The sequence below is a fragment of the Sphaerospermopsis reniformis genome, assembly GCF_005402885.1.
Taxonomy (GTDB): domain Bacteria; phylum Cyanobacteriota; class Cyanobacteriia; order Cyanobacteriales; family Nostocaceae; genus Sphaerospermopsis; species Sphaerospermopsis kisseleviana.
The window spans coordinates 27,481-45,224 of record NZ_BJCE01000015.1; the positions used below are offsets into that span (position 1 = coordinate 27,481).

A 17,744-nucleotide genomic window follows, 5' to 3' on the forward strand; every position below is an offset into this window, starting at 1 on the left:
TCAATGTTAACCTCTCTTCAAACCGCTCTCCTACTAAAAGAAAGGCTTTCAAAACCAGTTTTTATCTAATTCTTGTCCCCCTTCCCTCGTAGGGAAGAAGCTAGGGGTTAGGTCTTCAAACTATCAACAAATCACAAGGAAAAAAATCATGACTGCACATTTAGACCCTACTAAAAAACACGATGCAATTTTATTATTTGATTGTTTGGATGGTAATCCCAATGGTGATCCCGATGCCGGAAATCAACCAAGAATTGACCCTCAAACTAATCAAGGTTTAGTGACAGATGCCTGTTTAAAACGCAAGGTAAGAAACTATGTAGAGATGCTTGGTAAGGATGAAACAACACCAGAAAGATATAAAATATTTGTGGAAGAAGGAAGCGTATTAAATGAAAAAATCAGTCGCGCTTATACTGCTGTAGATTTACCACAAAAAGAAGGAACACCAGAAGATCAATTAAAGGTTGCTAAGTGGATGCAGCAGAATTATTATGATTTAAGAATGTTTGGGGCGGTACTTTCTACTGGTTTAAAAGCTGGCCAGGTTTGGGGACCCGTGCAAATTAGTTTTTCTCGTAGTATTGATCCGGTTTTTCCCCAATCTGTGAGTATTACTCGTTGTGCTGCAACAGAAGAAAAAGAAAAAAAAGATGGTGTAAAAAAAGATAATAAAACTATGGGCAGAAAAGAGGTTTTACCCTATGGTTTATATAGGTCTTATGTTTTTTATAATCCCCATTTGGCGGAAAAATCTGGTTGTGTGAATGAACGGGATTTAGCTTTATTTTGGCAAGCTTTGATTAATGCTTGGGAGTTTGATCGTTCTTCAGCACGGGGTTTTATGGCTTGTCGTGGTTTGTATGTTTTTACTCATGCCAGTAAATATGGTAATGCTCCCGTTCATGAGTTATTTGATAAACTGCAAATTAAGTCTAATGTTGATGTACCCCGCAGTTTTGCTGATTATCAGGTTGACTTGGATGAGGTGTTACCTGATGGTGTGACTTTGACAAAGTTGGCTTGAAAATGCGCGGATGGGTGGGTGTTAAGTCGGAGTGATTATGACTAAGCTGGAAACTCTTACACTGTCTAGTTTTTATCCGTTGGGTGTTCTCAACCACCCGCGCACCTTACGCTGTAAGGGTTTCGGCGTTTTTCGCTCTTGTGCTATTCTCTGGAATCGGGTATTATTTTGGCATCCGCGCAAATCGTTGTGGAAATGTCCTATTTCTAAGGGTTTGCGCGATCGGCAGTGACAATTACTAATTAAGGTAATTGAGGATTGAAACTTAATATTTTAATTCTGACTGCTCTTGATCCTTGTGACAATTACTAATTAAGGTAATTGAGGATTTAAACATTTTAACATGATTTAGATACAATAGCTAAAACATTTCAAGGTGACAATTACTAATTAAGGTAATTGAGGATTGAAACACATAACACTTTAGAATAAGGACATTTTGCCGATGTGACAATTACTAATTAAGGTAATTGAGGATTGAAACATTCGCGATAAATGGCTAGAACAAATTGAGGAATCGTGACAATTACTAATTAAGGTAATTGAGGATTGAAACTTTTACTATCTGGGGATGTCCTACTAATTCTGAGTGACAATTACTAATTAAGGTAATTGAGGATTGAAACACTTTTTTCATTTCTTTAGCACTGCCCTCTTTATCAGTGGTGACAATTACTAATTAAGGTAATTGAGGATTGAAACGTTGATATCCCGACGTACCATACACGACTTGCAGAATCTAAAGTGACAATTACTAATTAAGGTAATTGAGGATTGAAACCTTGTCTAAATACTGTGAATAAAATTTCCAAGAAATATACTGAGGTGACAATTACTAATTAAGGTAATTGAGGATTGAAACCCAATATTTAGCAATCAATTGATTAATAATTCGTTGAGGTGACAATTACTAATTAAGGTAATTGAGGATTGAAACCTTAATCAGATAGAAAGCGGTTGGCTCTGTAGCAGGTGACAATTACTAATTAAGGTAATTGAGGATTGAAACTTTGATAGAGAAAGATTGACATTACATTGTGTGATTACAACGTGACAATTACTAATTAAGGTAATTGAGGATTGAAACGTAAACTCTTGGGAGGTGAAACAACCTCAGAAAGAGGTGACAATTACTAATTAAGGTAATTGAGGATTGAAACACTTTCTTCAATTCGCTTCTGTACTTGGTTTGCATCGTGACAATTACTAATTAAGGTAATTGAGGATTGAAACAAGTTTTGTATAAGTAGAAACGAAAATACCCAGGTGACAATTACTAATTAAGGTAATTGAGGATTGAAACTGAATTGAGAATGAATAGCTTTTTCTTGGTTGTTGGTGTGACAATTACTAATTAAGGTAATTGAGGATTGAAACATATATAAAACTTACTTATATTTTGTATTGACAAAGTGACAATTACTAATTAAGGTAATTGAGGATTGAAACAACAGATACATAAGCCCAAAACCTAGCGCCATAGTGACAATTACTAATTAAGGTAATTGAGGATTGAAACAAGACTGGATGGACTTTAACAAAGACAACATTGGAGACAATTACTAATTAAGGTAATTGAGGATTGAAACCATCTGCCATATACTTAGTAAGCACGATACTTACGTGACAATTACTAATTAAGGTAATTGAGGATTGAAACCCGTTCTAATATCCCTAATAAGTTACAAACAGAAGTGACAATTACTAATTAAGGTAATTGAGGATTGAAACAAAAATACTATGCACAAGTACACAATGGTTAACTAGTAGTGACAATTACTAATTAAGGTAATTGAGGATTGAAACATTGAGGATTGAAACTAAACTAAAAGATAATGATTTTCACAATAAGAAACTACACAGTAATTGCAGATTGACATGACAAAAACCCATACCACTCATCTAAACCCACACCAGTAGTAGCAGAAACCTGAAAAATTTGTATTTTTGGGTTTACCTGTTTTGCATATTCAATACATTTTTCTACATCAAACTGCAAATAGGGTAACAAATCAATTTTTGTAATAATCATAATGTCACTAGCGCGGAAAATATGAGGGTATTTAATTGGTTTATCCTCTCCTTCCGTCACCGACAAAATTACAACCTTAGCCTGTTCACCTAAATCAAATAAAGCCGGACAAACTAAATTACCCACATTTTCAATCATCACCACAGAATTTAATGGGGGGTTAAGTTCCTGTAAACCCTTTTCTATCATCGAAGCATCTAAATGACAGCCTGTTCCGGTGTTAATTTGCACCACTTTACAGCCTGTAGATTTAATTCTTTCTGCATCATTAGTAGTTTCCTGATCACCTTCAATGACGCTGATGTTTAACTTCTCTTTTAAATCATTAATAGTACGAGTTAATAAAGTAGTTTTACCAGCACCAGGAGAACTCATTAAATTTAAAGCCAGGATATTTCTACCTTTAAACCAGCCTCGATTTTGAGCAGCTAATAAATTATTTTTACCTAAAATTTCCTGCTCTAAAGAGATAGTAGTATTATGAATTTTAGCGTGAACATTTGCAGGTGATTCATGGTGATGATGTTGATGATCATGATGATGATGTTCATGATCATGGGAATGGGTAATTACAGTTCCATCGGGTAAAGTGTGAGTATGAGAATGTTGATTTTCCATGTTTGTAATAGTTGTATTGTTATCATCAGAACAGCCGCAGGTTACACACATAATTCTTCTACCTCAATTTCTTTAATGTTTAATTCTTGACCGGTTATTAAATCTAATTCTACACTACCACATTCACAAATTCCAAAGGGTTTATCTACATAAAATGTATTACCACATTGGCGACATCTTGCCATGCCCGGTATTTCTAATATTTCTAATATTGCCCCTTCGACTATTGTACCTTGGGCGCAAATATCAAAGCAAAATTTGATGGCATCGGGCATAATGGCGGATAGTTTGCCTATTTCTAATAAAACTCTTTGGACTTTTTTATTTTGGGCGTTTTCGCTAACGATAGCGATGATGTTTTGAGTTATTCCTAGTTCGTGCATTGTTTTATTTTCTCACGCAAAGACGCAAAGAGAATACTATTAACATATTCTGGGTAGTTGATCACCTACTAACATATCAACTATTCTTTCTGCACCAAATGCTGTTTTTAATAATACTATTCCTGGGGGTTGGGGGAGAATTTCACCAATAATTGCTGCTTGTTTTCCGGCTGGGTGATTTTGCATTGTTGATAATATTAACTCGGCTTTTTCTTTGGGTGCAATTATAACTAATTTGCCTTCGTTGGCTAAATATAAAGGATCTAAACCTAAAATTTCACACATTCCATTTACTTCTTCTCGTACAGGAATGGCTTTTTCATTAATACTAATTCCCACATTGGCAGTTTGGGCAAATTCATTTAATACTGTGGCTAAACCTCCTCTGGTTGCATCTCGCATAGCTTTAATTCCTGGGCAAACATTAATAATTTCGGCGACTAATTCATGTAATGGTTGACAGTCACTTTCTATATCTGTTTCTAATGCTAATTCTCCCCTAGCAATTAAAATGGCAGCACCATGATTTCCTATTTCGCCGTTAATAATTACCACATCACCGGGTTGAATATTGCGGGGAGAAATATCAATTCCTGAAGGAATAATACCAATACCCGCAGTATTTATAAAGAGTTTATCAGCACAACCACGATGGACGACTTTAGTATCTCCCGTAACTATTTGTACCCCTGCTTTTTGGGCGGCATTTTGCATACTAAAAACAACTTTTCTTAAAGTTTCTAACTCCAAACCCTCCTCTAAAATCATACTACAAGTAAGATATAAAGGTTTCGCACCACTCACAGCTAAATCATTAATAGTACCATTAACCGCCAACTCCCCAATATTTGAACCAGGGAAAAACAACGGATCAACCACATAGGAATCAGTAGTAAAAGCTAACCTATTTCCTAATAGAGAAAGTTGAGATAAATCAAAACTCGCTTGATCTTCCAACTGTGATAAAATCGGATTATCAAAACTACTAACAAACACATCATTAATTAAATCTCTCATAGCCTTACCACCACTACCATGAGATAAATTAATGTGAGTATCTTTCACCTTATTAGCACGACGGCGCACCTGTTCAATTTTTTGAAATAGCGGATTTTTAACTTCTTGATTATTGTAAACTTCCATATTAAACATCTTCATCTTATAAACTTCTTAACTTAAAAATTTTTCTTTTCTTCCTTTGTGTACTTTGCGTACTTTGCGGTTAGAAAAAAATGAATTGGTGCGTTACGATAACGCCAACGCACCCTACAAATTACCTCCCAGTTTCTTCATGTCTTCCAGCGTGTTTATCAGAGTGTAAAACACCACCAACTGCCCAGTTATCCCGTTCAAATTCATCAATGTGAACAGTGATCCATTCCGGTTTTGTCCCCAAAGCCGAAACTAAAGCATCTGTGACAGCTTGCGCTAGTTTCCGCTTCTTTTCTATAGAGTGTCCTTTGGCAATTTGCACAGTTACAAATGGCATAATAATTTACCTTTAATCTACAACTTATAAGATCCCCGACTTCTTTTTTATATTCTCTATAAATGAATACATTTATTAAAATAAATCAGGAACTTATGTGAGGTTTTAACTGACATTTGCCACTACTTTATTTTGCTGGTTGGCTTTTTTCTCCATTGTTGTCAGTCTGCCATATTTATAATAGGCTGCACAAGCACCTTCAGAAGAAACCATACAAGCACCAATGGGATTTTCTGGTGTACAAGCTGTGCCAAATACTTTACATTCCCAAGGTTTCAAAACTCCTTTGAGAATGTCACCACATTTACAGGCTTTATGATCGGGAACTGTTAAATTAGGAATAGCAAATTTAACTTCTGCATCAAATTGGGCGTATTCTTCCCTTATTTGAAAACCAGAATTGGGTATTTCTCCTAAACCACGCCATGCAAATTTTTCACGGGGTGTAAAAACTTGATTCATGGCTGTTAATGCGTTTTTATTTCCTGCTTTTTCAACTAAGCGATTATATTGATTTTCAACTTCACAGCGATTTTCTACTATTTGTTTTAATAACATCCAAATAGATTGAAAAATGTCTAATGGTTCAAAGCCAGAAACAACGATGGGTTTATGATATTTTTGGGCAATAAATTCATAGGGTTCTGTTCCTATGACCATACTTACATGACCTGGACCAACAAAACCATCAAGTTGTAAATCTGGATTTTCTAATAATGCTTTTAATGCGGGAATTACTAATACATGATTAGAAAATAAACTAAAGTTGGTAATATTTTCTGCTGCTGCTTGGAGAACGGTAAAAGCGGTACTGGGGGCGGTGGTTTCAAACCCTAAACCGAAGAAAACTATTTCTTTTTCGGGGTTTTCTTTGGCAATTTTTAAGCTATCCCAGGGTGAATAAACCATACGGATATCTGCGCCTTGGGCTTTTGCTTGTAAAAGGCTGGTTTTTGAACCGGGTACGCGCATGGCATCGCCAAAAGTTGTTAAGATAATGTGAGGATTTTGGGAGAGGGCGATCGCATCATCTATTCTACCTTTAGGCATCACACAAACTGGACAACCAGGTCCATGAATTAGTTCAATATTATTGGGTAATATTTCTTCGATGCCGTATTTAAAGATAGAATGGGTATGTCCGCCACATACTTCCATGATTTTTAAATGTTTGTCTATTTGGCGGCTGAGTTTTTCTATTTCCTTTTGTAAGGCTTGGGCTTTTTCTGGGTTACGAAATTCGTCTACATATTTCATATTTTTATTTCTCACGCAAAGACGCAAAGACGCAAAGGAAGAAAAGGGTTTTTAGGTGTATGCTTGGGATATTTCTTGCAGTAGTTTTAGGGTTTCTGCTGCTTCTTGTTCGTTAATTCTGTTCATAGCAAAACCAACGTGAACAAGTACCCAGTCGCCTATACATTTTTCTGGTGGGTGTTGTTCATCGACTATACAAGCTATGTTTATTTGACGTTTGACTCCGCCGACATTTACCATTGCTAGTTTATGTTCTGGGTTGGTTATTTCTACAATTTGTCCGGGTATTCCTAAACACATTTTTTTATTTTCCTTTTTTATAAGAACCGCAGAGGCGCAGAGAACGCAGAGGTTTGAATTTAGAATGAGATAAAAATCAAATTATTGAATTTCTATCTTTTTCTCTTTTTAACTGTCACCTGTCACCTGTCACCTGTCACCTCATACATCTAGCAGCAGCTATAACAGCTTGTCCTAATGATAAACCGCCATCGTTTGCTGGTACTATCCTATGGGTGAAAACTTCTATTCGTAGTTTTTTTAAGTTTTTGGTTGTTTGTTCTAAAAGTATGCGATTTTGAAATACTCCTCCTGTTAATGCTACTTGATTAATTTTGTGTTCTTGGGTTAGTTGTTTAACTATTTCTGTGATGACAATAGCTAAACTTATGTGAAATTTTGCAGCTATTTCTGATGGTGAAATTTGCTGCTTGATGTCTTGTAATATCCCTTCCCACATCGGTGCAGGGTCTATATAATAAATTTTATCTAATTTTTCAAATTTAAAGGGATAATTTATAGTTTCTTTATCATTGTTTAATATGTTAACATTAACTGTTGCCTCCATTTCTATGGCTGCCTGTCCTTCATAGCTGCATTCTTCGCGACAAATACCTATAGCTGCTGCTACTGCATCAAATAACCGCCCAACTGATGATGCTAAGGGTGTGTTAATATCTTTTTCTATCATTTGGTTCAGTAATTTTAATGGTTTTTGTTCTATAAATTTGATAATTTCTAAATCAGCATATTGTTGTTTAATTTCTTCCCAATTAAATGCACTATTTAAATGGGCGTATGTATTTCGCCAAGGTTGATAAATTGCCTGTTCTCCTCCTATCATGGCTACAGGTTTAAAAGTTGCTACTCTCTGAAATTTCCGATAGTCAGCTAATAAAAAGTCCCCTCCCCATAAAGTACCATCTTCCCCATATCCTAACCCATCAAAGGCTATTCCTAAGATTGGTTTTGCATCCAATGGTATTTTATTTTCTACCATGCAAGCTGCTATATGGGCGTGATGATGTTGAATTTCTATTAATTTAATTTCGTTACTTGATGCTAATTCTTTTCCCAGTTTAGATGATAAATATTCTGGATGTTTATCAATAGCAATTATTTCTGGTTTATGTTCAAATAAATTCAGATATAAATTCAATGTTTCTTGATAAGCATTAAAAGCAGCAGCGTTTTCTAAATCTCCTAAATGTTGGGATAAAATCGCCTCACCTTCTCTTAATAAACAAAAGGTATTTTTTAACTCGCTACCCATTGCTAAAATAGGTGCTACTTTCTCAAAACCAAATGGTAAAATAATTGGTGCTGGTGCATATCCCCGCGCACGTCTGAGAGTTTGTATTTTATCATCAATAACCCTCACAACTGAATCATCAACCCGGTTAACAATATCCCGGTTATGTAATAAAAAATAATCTGCTATTTTCCCTAACTTCTCTTTAGCATCTTCATTATTTATACATTGTGGTTCATCAGAAATATTACCGCTAGTCAAAACTATAGGGCGGTTCATTCTTCTGAGAATTAAATGATGTAAAGGCGTATAAGGTAACATAAAACCCAAAGTATTTTGTCCTTGTGCAACTGATATAGCTACCTGTTTTTCAGGTTTAATATTTAATAAAACAATAGGTGCAGCAGGACTGGTTAATAAAGTTTTTTCTAAGTCAGAAACATAACAATATTCAGATATAATATTGATATCCCTAGCCATCAAAGCAAAAGGTTTATGATAACGTCTTTTCCGTTCCCTTAACTTTTTAACAGCCGTTTCTTGAGTTGCATCACAAGCTAAATGAAAACCCCCTAAACCCTTAATAGCGACAATTTCCCCCTTTTGTAATAAAGTACAAACCGCATCCACATCATCCAACATCGAGAACATATCAGCGATGACAGGTTGACCATCAGCACGTTCTAACCAAGCACTTGGACCACACTTAAAACACGCCACAGGTTGGGCATGAAAACGCCTATTTTCCACATCTTCATATTCTGTGTTACAGTCTCCACACATCGGAAACTTAACCATACTCGTATGATTTCTATCATAAGGAATAGCCCGAATAATAGTTAACCTCGGACCGCAATGAGTACAATTTGTAAAAGGATAACGAAAATAACGACTAAAAGGGTCAAAAATTTCCTTTTGACATTGAGAACAAGTTGCTGCATCAGGGGAAATTTCAGTTTTCACCACAGTATTCACACTGTGAGAAATCACAAAATCATCAAAATCAAAATTACCCAAATATGGACTTCTAATTAACTTATTAATTTTAGCCAAGGGCGGACATTCGTGATATAATTTATCTACAAACTCAGTAATTTTCTCCTCACTACCAGCAACCCGAATTAAAACCCCTTCCCCATCATTACAAACATCACCCTTCAAACCACAAAATTTCGCCAACCGATAAACAGTAGGACGAAAACCCACACCTTGAACAGTACCCTTAACCCTAATTTCTTCTCTTATCATCTTTGCGCCTTTGCGTCTTTGCGTGAGATTAATAAAATTAAAAAATCAAAACCCGATTATTCCCAGAGTCAGAAACTACCATATTTTCCCCACAAACCTTAATTCCGTAACACCAATTTAAACTTTCCCTAGTTGGTAAACCAAAATCCTTATTTTCACTCTTACTTGTAAAACTATCCTGTCCCAATATTCCATCAGCATCTGCACCCTGTAACAAAAAAATATTTTCCCTTTTCTTCCATCCTAACAAACGAGAATTAGCAGTATCAGCAACTATTAACCAATCTTCCCAAATATCTATACCGTATGGCATACTTAAACTACTACGACTAGGAAAATAAACACCTTGATTTAATTCCACAAAATTAAAATTTTTCTGACCCAAAACCACCGCACAAGAACTATTATTTTCTGTGGGTATTCCTTCCCAAATCATCACCCGATTATTACCCGCATCTGTCACCACCAAATTACCATTCCAAATCGTGATATCATGACACCAACGCATACTAGCAGCAGTGGGAGAACCACCCCCGTTTTCATTACGAGAAATCATGTTTGGTTGTCCCAAAACTATATCCGCAGGTTGTCCATTTTCTGTAGGTAAACTATGCCAAATTAATAATCTTCTATTTCCAGTATCAGCAACAAATAATTGATTTTTATAACATAAAATCCCATAAGGCCAATGTAAGGTATTAGCTGCTGGTTGTTGACTGCCCCTGTTAGGTTCATTATCAATAAAATTACTTTGTCCTAATACTAAATCTGCGGGTTGATTATTTTCCTCTGGAAGATTATACCAAATTAAAATCCGATGATTCCAAGCATCAGCAACAGCTAAACCATTACCATATTTACAAATACCTGTAGGAACACTAAATGTATTTTTTCCTGGTGTACCTTTGGCGTTTTGTCCTTCACTACAAAAGTCCGGTTGTCCGATAATTAAATCTGCCGATTGGTTATCTTCCATCGGTAAATTTCGCCATCCTAATACCCGATGATGTCCTGTATCCGACACCCATAATGGTCCACTTGGTGATAGTAAACAAGCTGCACGGGGTCCGAACATTGTTGAGGGTGTGGGTGCAAGGGGTATGGTTATTTGTTCGGGTTTGTTAGGGTTTCCTAAGATGATTTTTGCAGCTTGGGAAGTGAGGGGTATTGGGTTCATTATTATTTCACGCAGAGGCGCAAAGAGAAGGAGAAGTTTTGGGGTTTATTTATTTAAGAATATTTGATGATACTAAGATGTAGTTTTAATGGCAATTTAGTCTGCTGTTGTTGTTTGAGTGTAAAAACCCGTTTTGGGTTTATCCCATTACTATAGTTATGCTCGCTAATCTAGAACACTAATTCATTAATCGTCAGGGTGAAGCATTCGGACAGAATATGAACTGGTTTCAGCGATAGTTTATCACCCGAATGCTTCGCCCCTAATAAGGTTAGGGAAAAATTAGGTAACGTCTGAGAACCCCAAATGACTTCTAGTAGGTAAAAATAAATGAACTTATTGTATATATGGGGTGGGTTTATCGGTTAAATTAAGGAAAAAATAGGGAATAATCAGACCTATCCTGAAAAATGCTTGCTATATCAGCAATTTCCTAATTTATCTCCATATAACTGCTGTGCGGCCATTGTCCACCTAATAAGGCGTAGATTTCTACAGGTTTAGCAGAAATTGTTACCCCAATCTCATAAGATTTACCTGTAAAAGCGGCAAAGCGACGACAAGCTTCATCATAAAAATGACTGCGGCGATAATTTTTATTGGTTAAATCAATGGCAAACAATCCATAAAAATAGCGAGGAATACTTTGGATTGTTTCCACAATTTGACCTAAATTTCTCGCCAAAATTGCATTTCTAGGAACTTCTGTTCCCCAAGCGGTATCTAATGCCCAAGAAGCTGAACTTAAATGAGAACCGCCACAAATTCCGCAAATTCTAGGGGTGACAATTAAACCGGCTTGGGGGTCTTTTCCGCGTAAAATTATTTCAAAACCGCGAAAAAGTTCTGCATGAGTCCAGGCATTTGTAACATATCCGTCTTCGATTTCTACACGGACATCTAAATCACCTTCGACTCTACCAACGGGAGCAATATCTAATGTTTGAATTGGCATAATTTTGATGATTGATGATTGGTGATTGGTGATTGATGATTGATGATTGGTGATTGGTGATTAGTGATTGGTGATGGGGAAAAACTCTTACCCAGTCCCTAATCCCTAAACCAAGAAAAAGTCTTCATCAGCCCATTTTGGTGCTGCATCTTTAGCAACAACTGTGAGAACTGCGTAATCTTTTTGGTTGACTCCGGGGGGTATTTCTTTGGGAACACCCATAATTGTTTGAGTTTTAAATACTGTTCCTGGTTTGAGATCATGGAAGGGAAATTCTGGTTCTGTGCAACCAATACAAGGCATTCCGGCGCGGGTTTTGGATGATACGCGATTCCAAAGAATGCGGTTACAGGAAGAACGGGTCATGGGACCACGACACCCTAAGTCATAAAAGAGACAGCCTTTACGTTGTCCAAATTCTGCGGTTGTGGCTTTGTAAGCAAAGTGAATGTTACGAGTACAACCAGTTTGGGTAAAGGTGTTAAAGAAGGTTTGGGGACGGTGTAGGTCGTCTAAGGTAATATCGCTGATGCGTCCGGTAGCTATGGCGACTAATATCTGGGTTATCCAGTCAGGATGGGCGGGACATCCGGGTATATTTATTACAGGTAAACCGGCTTTGCTGACAAAATCTTTACCTAAAAAACCACCTTTGTCCCGTTTCAGAAATTGTAAACCCTCAGATTCGCTGGGGTTGGGTGACATTGCAGGAATACCGCCCCAAGTGGCACAGTCGCCAATGGCTACAACAAAGTTAGCAGCTTGGGCTAATTCGTTTAACCATTCTTTCATCGGACGATCTGCAAAACGATTCCATTCTCCTGTACCATTGGGGGCGTTAACTACGCTGCCTTCAAATACCAAAATATCTAGGGGAGTTTTACCTAAGACACATTCCCAAAGCAGGGTTTGTAAGTTTGCACCGAGTTCTAAACCCAGGGAAGGATGCCAAAGAATTTTAATGCCAAAGTCTGCTATTAAATCACAAGCTGTAGGTTCTTCGGCATTGAGAAATGACATGGTGTTACCTGAACAAGCACCACCTTGCAGCCAGAGTACATTTGTCATTGGCTATGATTTTTCTATTGTAGATGTGGAGAGATACACGGGATTATTTCACGGGATTATTCCGTCAGTGTTGATGGGGAGATACGCAGGAATTTTAGCAACATTATCAATTTTTGAATTTCTACTACTGAGGATTTTTGTAGAGTCTCGCTGATTGATTATTATTGTTATTTTAACATAGGATTTCTGTCTGAATCAGAATTGACAGGATTTGTTGATTTACTGGATTTTGATTGATTGATGATACAGAAATCTATTCTCAAGTGATCAATTTATCTCTACAAAAATTAACATTAGTAATTTTACGCTAGATTTCTCTTAAATGAATCTTTTATAGTGAAAAATATTAATGTTATTACCCTTTCCTTGAATCTTAACAAAGGATAGGTACAAACACTTTATTTTCATGATTTAGTAGGGGTTTAGCACTGGTAAACCCTTCCAGGAATCAGGAGTCAGGAGTCAGAAGAACTTTTACAAAGTTGACTGCTGATAGTTGATAACTGATAGCTAATAGCTAATAGCTAATAGCTATTAAAAGGGGAATCTGTAAAAACTAAATAACTGCGTAAGTCGGCTTAGTTGATGACTCAATTACTATGGCCAATTTATGACTTCTAGTGTTACAGATTCTGCCGTAAAAGCGGCTATGGCGGCCATTTCTGATGAGTCAGCAACAGCAGAGGAAAAAATCCAAATGCTGATAGAAATGGCGCAGGGTTTTCTCAAAAAACCGAAAAATTCCCAAGATTTACGCAGTGGGTTAGGATTGTTTTATCGTGCTTATCAAATGTGTGGTGAAGATTATCCTTTACTGAAAGCACGGGCAAAAGTGGGAATGGCGGGTACTTTACAAATAATACCCGATTCTAATCCCCAATTATTAGTACAAGCTAAGGATAGTTACGAAGAAGCTTTACCTATTTTACAGCAGTTTGCTACACCAGAAGAAGTAGCAGAAGCGCAGATGAATTTGGGTTTAGTTTTACAGTCTTTAGTTGCCTATAATTTAGCGCGGATAACTGATAGTATCCAAGCTTATCATGAGGCTTTGCGGGTGTTTAATTGGCAAGAATACCCCCAAGAATATGCGATTTTATATAATAATATTGCGATCGCCTATCTTTCAATGCCCATGGCATCTGAACGGGAATATTTACGTCAAGGGTTAGCAGTACAATCTTTTGAAGTAGCACTTGAGCATATTAACATAATTGATCATCCCAGGGAATATGCCATGTTGCAAAATAATTTAGGTAATGCTTTGCAATATTTAATTAGTTCCCATCCCATTGACAATAATTTGCGGGCTGTTGCAGCTTACGATGAAGCTTTAAAAGTGCGTAATTCTAGAGATACACCCTTGGAATATGCTAACACAATTTCTAACAAAGCTAACGTTCTTTTTAACTTGCCAGACAACCCCGAAAAACCAGAATTAGGGAATCCTAAAAACCTGCTACAAGCCAAATTCTACTATCAAGAAGCTTGGCAAATATTTACAGCACATCAAGAAATTGAGAAAGCGGAAATAGTAGCCCAAGCAATCCAAGATTTGGAAGCAGAAATACTAGCAGTTTCCTTAAATTAAATATCAGGAGTCAGTAGGGGCAAAGCATTCGGAAAATACCCTTGGACAAAAATTGATACTTGATTGCCCGAATGCTGATGCTGCCAGCACGCTCCGTAAAGGAGTCAGGATTCAGAATATTTACTTGCATCAAAAATGGAGAAAAGCAAGTATTTTTATCAGGTTTCATTAATCAGGTTTCATTAATCAGGCTTCAATATCAAATCAAACAAACTGATGAATCTGATGAATCCTGAAAAATGACTATTAACTTGTCAACAAATAGGAGAAAAAACAATGTTTGATTTTATCAACAACCCAGAATTTAGAGATTTTCTTTATAGTTTAAATACCAACCTCAATTTTACCACTGCATTAGCTTGGTTAGCCATTGCCGTAATTTTATCAATGGTAGGTGGTGCAATTGGAGGTATGATATTAGCCGGTAAAGATTTAGGCTACAAATTTTCAGCCACCATTGGTAGTTTATTTGCCCCTGCTGGCGTAATTCCCACCCTCATTTTAGGGTTATTAATTTTAAATTTGTTAGGCAACTAATAGGTAACTAATACGTAACTAATAGGTAACTAATAGGAGGATATATGTTAGAATTAGGCTGGTTTTCTTTGAGATTATTTCTCAAGGGTAAATTATTTCGTGATCCACTATATTTTCTGCGTCAAACAATAATCGCTAGTGGTATTGGTACACTATTATTAATTTTATTAGCACAGCTATCAATTCCCCTTTGTATTCCTATTACTGTAACTAGTTTAGTTACAGGTGTCATGATGCCTTTTCTACTGAAAGATTTTCGCATGAAATGATGCAGTTACAATTATAAAACTTATCAATCCCTACAGATTTATCTGGGGGATTGTTTTATGATTGAACGCAGATAAACGCAGATAAACGCAGATTTTTATGGATAATTTAAATGAATTAATAGCAGATATTCAAAGATTTGAAGCAATTATTTCTGACTGGGATGAAAGTCAAAGATGTGTGGCCGTTGCTTTAAAAAGTGCGGTTGAAGCTTTACATAAAGCAGCTTTAACGAACTTGATTAAAAGTTTGAAAAAGGATAATTTAGCCGCTTTAAGCAATGCGGTAAATGATGATATTGTTTATGCGGTTTTATTGTATCACAATTTGGTAAAACTGCCATTATCAGAACGGATAAAAACAGCATTAGCGGAAATTCGCCCTAGTTTACAAAGCCATAATGGGGATGTGGAATTAGTTGCTATTAAACCACCGGATACAGTTGAAGTTAAGTTAATTGGTAGTTGTAGTAATTGTGCCAGTTCTACTTTGACTTTAACTCAGTTAGTAGAACAAACTATTAAAAACCATTGTCCAGAAATTACCAAAATTGTAGCTGTTAATAATACTCCTAATTCTACAATTGCTACTATTCCCACAAATTCCTATTGGGTAAGAGTTACGAATGTTAATGAACTTCCTGAAAATCAAATATTAGGAGTTAGAATTGAAAATCATAACTTGATTTTATACAAACAAGATAATAAGGTACACTGTTATGGTAATGCCTGTTCTCATTTAGGTTTTCCCTTGGATAAAGGTAAAGTTAAAAATGGTATTATCACCTGTGCATCCCATCAATTTGAATACGATTTAAATACAGGCAAATGTTTAACAGTACCGGATATTTCTCTACAAAGTTATCAAGTGCAAGTTAAAGGTGATAAAGTGTATGTCCAGGTTTAAAGTTTGAGAAGCAGGTAAAATAGTTGGGAATGAACTGATTTGAGCATCAACAACGACTGCGCGGGCTTAAGATTGAGCCAAATGTCCAGCTAACATAACTGAGAGTGTTTCATTCTCCCAGATCAAGTTTTTAGCAGAAATACTTTGTAATATGTTGTAGGGGCGAAGCATTTGGGCGATAATTTAACGGAAAAATCAGACATCTAGATATCCCAAATGCTTCTCCCTACCCCCATAAATAGGTTCCATAATTTCTTTTCTGGAGATGTCTATTTAGCTGGGGCTAATTTAAAAGACTTTCATATTCATAGTTAAGGAAGCACAAAAAAATGGATTTTAAGCGATCGCACTTAAACCAAAACTAGCGATCGCTTCCCTCCCTGTAGACATCGCACTACATCATAAAAATTCATTAAATAAGTTATCGAATGGTTCTGTATTTTTGCAGCGATAGGTGTTAAAATCTCGATAATCAACTGACAAAATTCGTCCATGACCTAATGTTTATTAATTCCTCCACTACTAACAACCACCTCAATGACTAAATCAGGATGTTTTCTATTTGCTGCCAATTCATAAGATTCATCACCTTCTTTTTTAACCTTTTCCAATTCATTTTCCAAGGTGACAGAACTAGTAGGAGTAAAATCTAACTCCAAAAATTCTAAATAAATAAGGCTTTGCAAAACTGGTTTGAGAAAACCCAACCCGCACCCCCTAATTTTGATCCAGATTAAGCTAAATGGGAATATTTAAAGGAGAAACATAACCTGTGAAAGTCTTGCTTGATACCAATATAATTTATAATTATAAATAGTGTAAACTTAAAGAGTTCACCTATTACCAAAATCATGATCAATCGCTGGTTTAATATTGCAGTTCCTTGTAATCCTAAAAAAAACTATACACTCTCAACCACCAGTCGTTTACCTGACTTATCAACTTTAATTGAACAAGAAAGTTATTTTGTCCTTCATGCACCACGACAAACAGGGAAAACCACCGCCATGTTATCCCTAGCAAAACAACTTACCGACACTGGAAATTATGCCGCAGTCATGGTATCTGTAGAAGTAGGCAGTACATTTAATCATGATCCTACCACCGCAGAATTAAGGCTTTTTTATCAGCTTGGGCAACATCTTTAAACCGCCCTTTAGTATTATTGATAGATGAAATTGATTCTTTACAAGATCAAACATTAATTTCTATTTTACGACAATTAAGAGATGGTTTTCCTAACCGTCCAGAAAATTTTCCGTCATCAGTAGGTTTAATTGGTTTACGAGATGTGCGAGATTATAAAGTAGCATCGGGAGGTAGTGACAGATTAAATACATCTAGTCCTTTTAATATTAAAGTTGCTTCTCTGACTATGCGAAATTTTAATCTTACAGAAGTAGGAGAATTATATCAACAACATACAGAAGCAACTGGGCAAATTTTCACACCAGAAGCAATAGAAATAGCTTATGATTTAACACAAGGACAACCTTGGTTGGTGAATGCTTTAGCTAAAGAAATTGTAGAAAAAATGGTAAAAGATAGAAATATTACTATTACAAAAGAACATATTTTAACAGCCAAGGAAATATTAATTAATCGTCAAGATACTCATTTAGATAGTTTAGCTGAACGATTAAGAGAAAAACGAGTTA

At 36.1% G+C, this 17,744-nt stretch carries 15 protein-coding genes, 2 pseudogenes and 1 CRISPR repeat array; of the genes and pseudogenes, 6 read left to right on the plus strand and 11 right to left on the minus strand.

What is annotated here, in order from left to right:
* Window positions 1–148: 148 nt before the first annotated feature.
* Window positions 149–1,027 carry a type I-C CRISPR-associated protein Cas7/Csd2 gene (gene cas7c, locus FFR48_RS03925; protein ID WP_137666449.1) on the plus strand — a complete coding sequence of 293 codons (879 nt, stop codon included), beginning with the start codon at window positions 149–151 and terminating at the stop codon, window positions 1,025–1,027.
* Between the two features lie 228 nt (window positions 1,028–1,255).
* Window positions 1,256–2,833: direct repeats of the CRISPR family, unit length 37 nt; unit sequence GTGACAATTACTAATTAAGGTAATTGAGGATTGAAAC.
* Window positions 2,834–2,882: 49 nt separating this feature from the next.
* Here the strand turns inward: cas7c and hypB are convergent.
* From hypB to FFR48_RS03975, 10 genes and pseudogenes are all read right to left on the minus strand, one after another.
* Entirely contained in the window at window positions 2,883–3,728 is an 846-nt protein-coding gene (gene hypB, locus FFR48_RS03930; protein ID WP_137666450.1) for a hydrogenase nickel incorporation protein HypB, read from the minus strand.
* Window positions 3,719–4,060, minus strand: coding sequence for a hydrogenase maturation nickel metallochaperone HypA (gene hypA / locus FFR48_RS03935; RefSeq protein WP_096570864.1), 342 nt, complete (start codon window positions 4,058–4,060; stop codon window positions 3,719–3,721). The genes hypB and hypA overlap by 10 nt, the downstream gene beginning before the upstream one ends.
* 39 nt (window positions 4,061–4,099) lie before the next feature.
* The gene (gene hypE / locus FFR48_RS03940) at window positions 4,100–5,203 is read right to left on the minus strand and encodes a hydrogenase expression/formation protein HypE (protein WP_137666451.1); all 1,104 of its coding nucleotides are present in this window, start codon (window positions 5,201–5,203) and stop codon (window positions 4,100–4,102) included.
* 130 nt (window positions 5,204–5,333) lie between these two features.
* On the minus strand, window positions 5,334–5,549 hold the full coding sequence (locus FFR48_RS03945) for a tautomerase family protein (protein WP_096570868.1): 216 nt from the start codon (window positions 5,547–5,549) through the stop codon (window positions 5,334–5,336).
* A 105-nt stretch (window positions 5,550–5,654) separates the two neighbouring features.
* Complete coding sequence (hypD, locus tag FFR48_RS03950) at window positions 5,655–6,806, minus strand: hydrogenase formation protein HypD (protein ID WP_137666452.1); 1,152 nt, start codon at window positions 6,804–6,806, stop codon at window positions 5,655–5,657.
* Between the two features lie 51 nt (window positions 6,807–6,857).
* On the minus strand, window positions 6,858–7,106 hold the full coding sequence (locus FFR48_RS03955; RefSeq protein WP_096570872.1) for a HypC/HybG/HupF family hydrogenase formation chaperone: 249 nt from the start codon (window positions 7,104–7,106) through the stop codon (window positions 6,858–6,860).
* A gap of 136 nt (window positions 7,107–7,242) precedes the next feature.
* Complete coding sequence (hypF, locus tag FFR48_RS03960) at window positions 7,243–9,585, minus strand: carbamoyltransferase HypF (protein ID WP_137666453.1); 2,343 nt, start codon at window positions 9,583–9,585, stop codon at window positions 7,243–7,245.
* 37 nt (window positions 9,586–9,622) lie between these two features.
* Window positions 9,623–10,762, minus strand: coding sequence for an NHL repeat-containing protein (locus tag FFR48_RS03965; protein ID WP_137666454.1), 1,140 nt, complete (start codon window positions 10,760–10,762; stop codon window positions 9,623–9,625).
* A gap of 445 nt (window positions 10,763–11,207) precedes the next feature.
* A pseudogene (locus FFR48_RS03970) lies at window positions 11,208–11,717 on the minus strand (nickel-dependent hydrogenase large subunit); the annotation flags it as partial.
* Window positions 11,718–11,822: 105 nt separating this feature from the next.
* Window positions 11,823–12,785, minus strand: a complete 963-nt coding sequence (locus FFR48_RS03975) for a hydrogenase small subunit (protein ID WP_096570878.1) — start codon at window positions 12,783–12,785, stop codon at window positions 11,823–11,825.
* 610 nt (window positions 12,786–13,395) lie between these two features.
* On the opposite strand from FFR48_RS03975, the gene FFR48_RS03980 reads away from it, so the two are divergent.
* The 4 genes from FFR48_RS03980 to FFR48_RS03995 all read left to right on the plus strand — a co-directional run bounded on the left by FFR48_RS03980 (window position 13,396) and on the right by FFR48_RS03995 (window position 16,086).
* The gene (locus FFR48_RS03980) at window positions 13,396–14,376 is read left to right on the plus strand and encodes a hypothetical protein (protein ID WP_137666455.1); all 981 of its coding nucleotides are present in this window, start codon (window positions 13,396–13,398) and stop codon (window positions 14,374–14,376) included.
* Between the two features lie 276 nt (window positions 14,377–14,652).
* Complete coding sequence (locus tag FFR48_RS03985; RefSeq protein ID WP_096570883.1) at window positions 14,653–14,913, plus strand: asr0689 family protein; 261 nt, start codon at window positions 14,653–14,655, stop codon at window positions 14,911–14,913.
* Window positions 14,914–14,957: 44 nt separating this feature from the next.
* Window positions 14,958–15,182 carry a hypothetical protein gene (locus tag FFR48_RS03990; RefSeq protein WP_096570885.1) on the plus strand — a complete coding sequence of 75 codons (225 nt, stop codon included), beginning with the start codon at window positions 14,958–14,960 and terminating at the stop codon, window positions 15,180–15,182.
* Between the two features lie 97 nt (window positions 15,183–15,279).
* Window positions 15,280–16,086: a NifU family protein gene (locus FFR48_RS03995; protein ID WP_096570887.1), complete on the plus strand. Its 807-nt coding sequence runs from the start codon at window positions 15,280–15,282 to the stop codon at window positions 16,084–16,086.
* Between the two features lie 497 nt (window positions 16,087–16,583).
* Here the strand turns inward: FFR48_RS03995 and FFR48_RS04005 are convergent, their stop codons facing one another.
* Window positions 16,584–16,772: a hypothetical protein gene (locus tag FFR48_RS04005; RefSeq protein ID WP_236103982.1), complete on the minus strand. Its 189-nt coding sequence runs from the start codon at window positions 16,770–16,772 to the stop codon at window positions 16,584–16,586.
* A gap of 165 nt (window positions 16,773–16,937) precedes the next feature.
* Between FFR48_RS04005 and FFR48_RS04010 the strand changes: the two are divergent.
* Window positions 16,938–17,744, plus strand: a pseudogene (locus tag FFR48_RS04010) (AAA family ATPase); the annotation flags it as partial.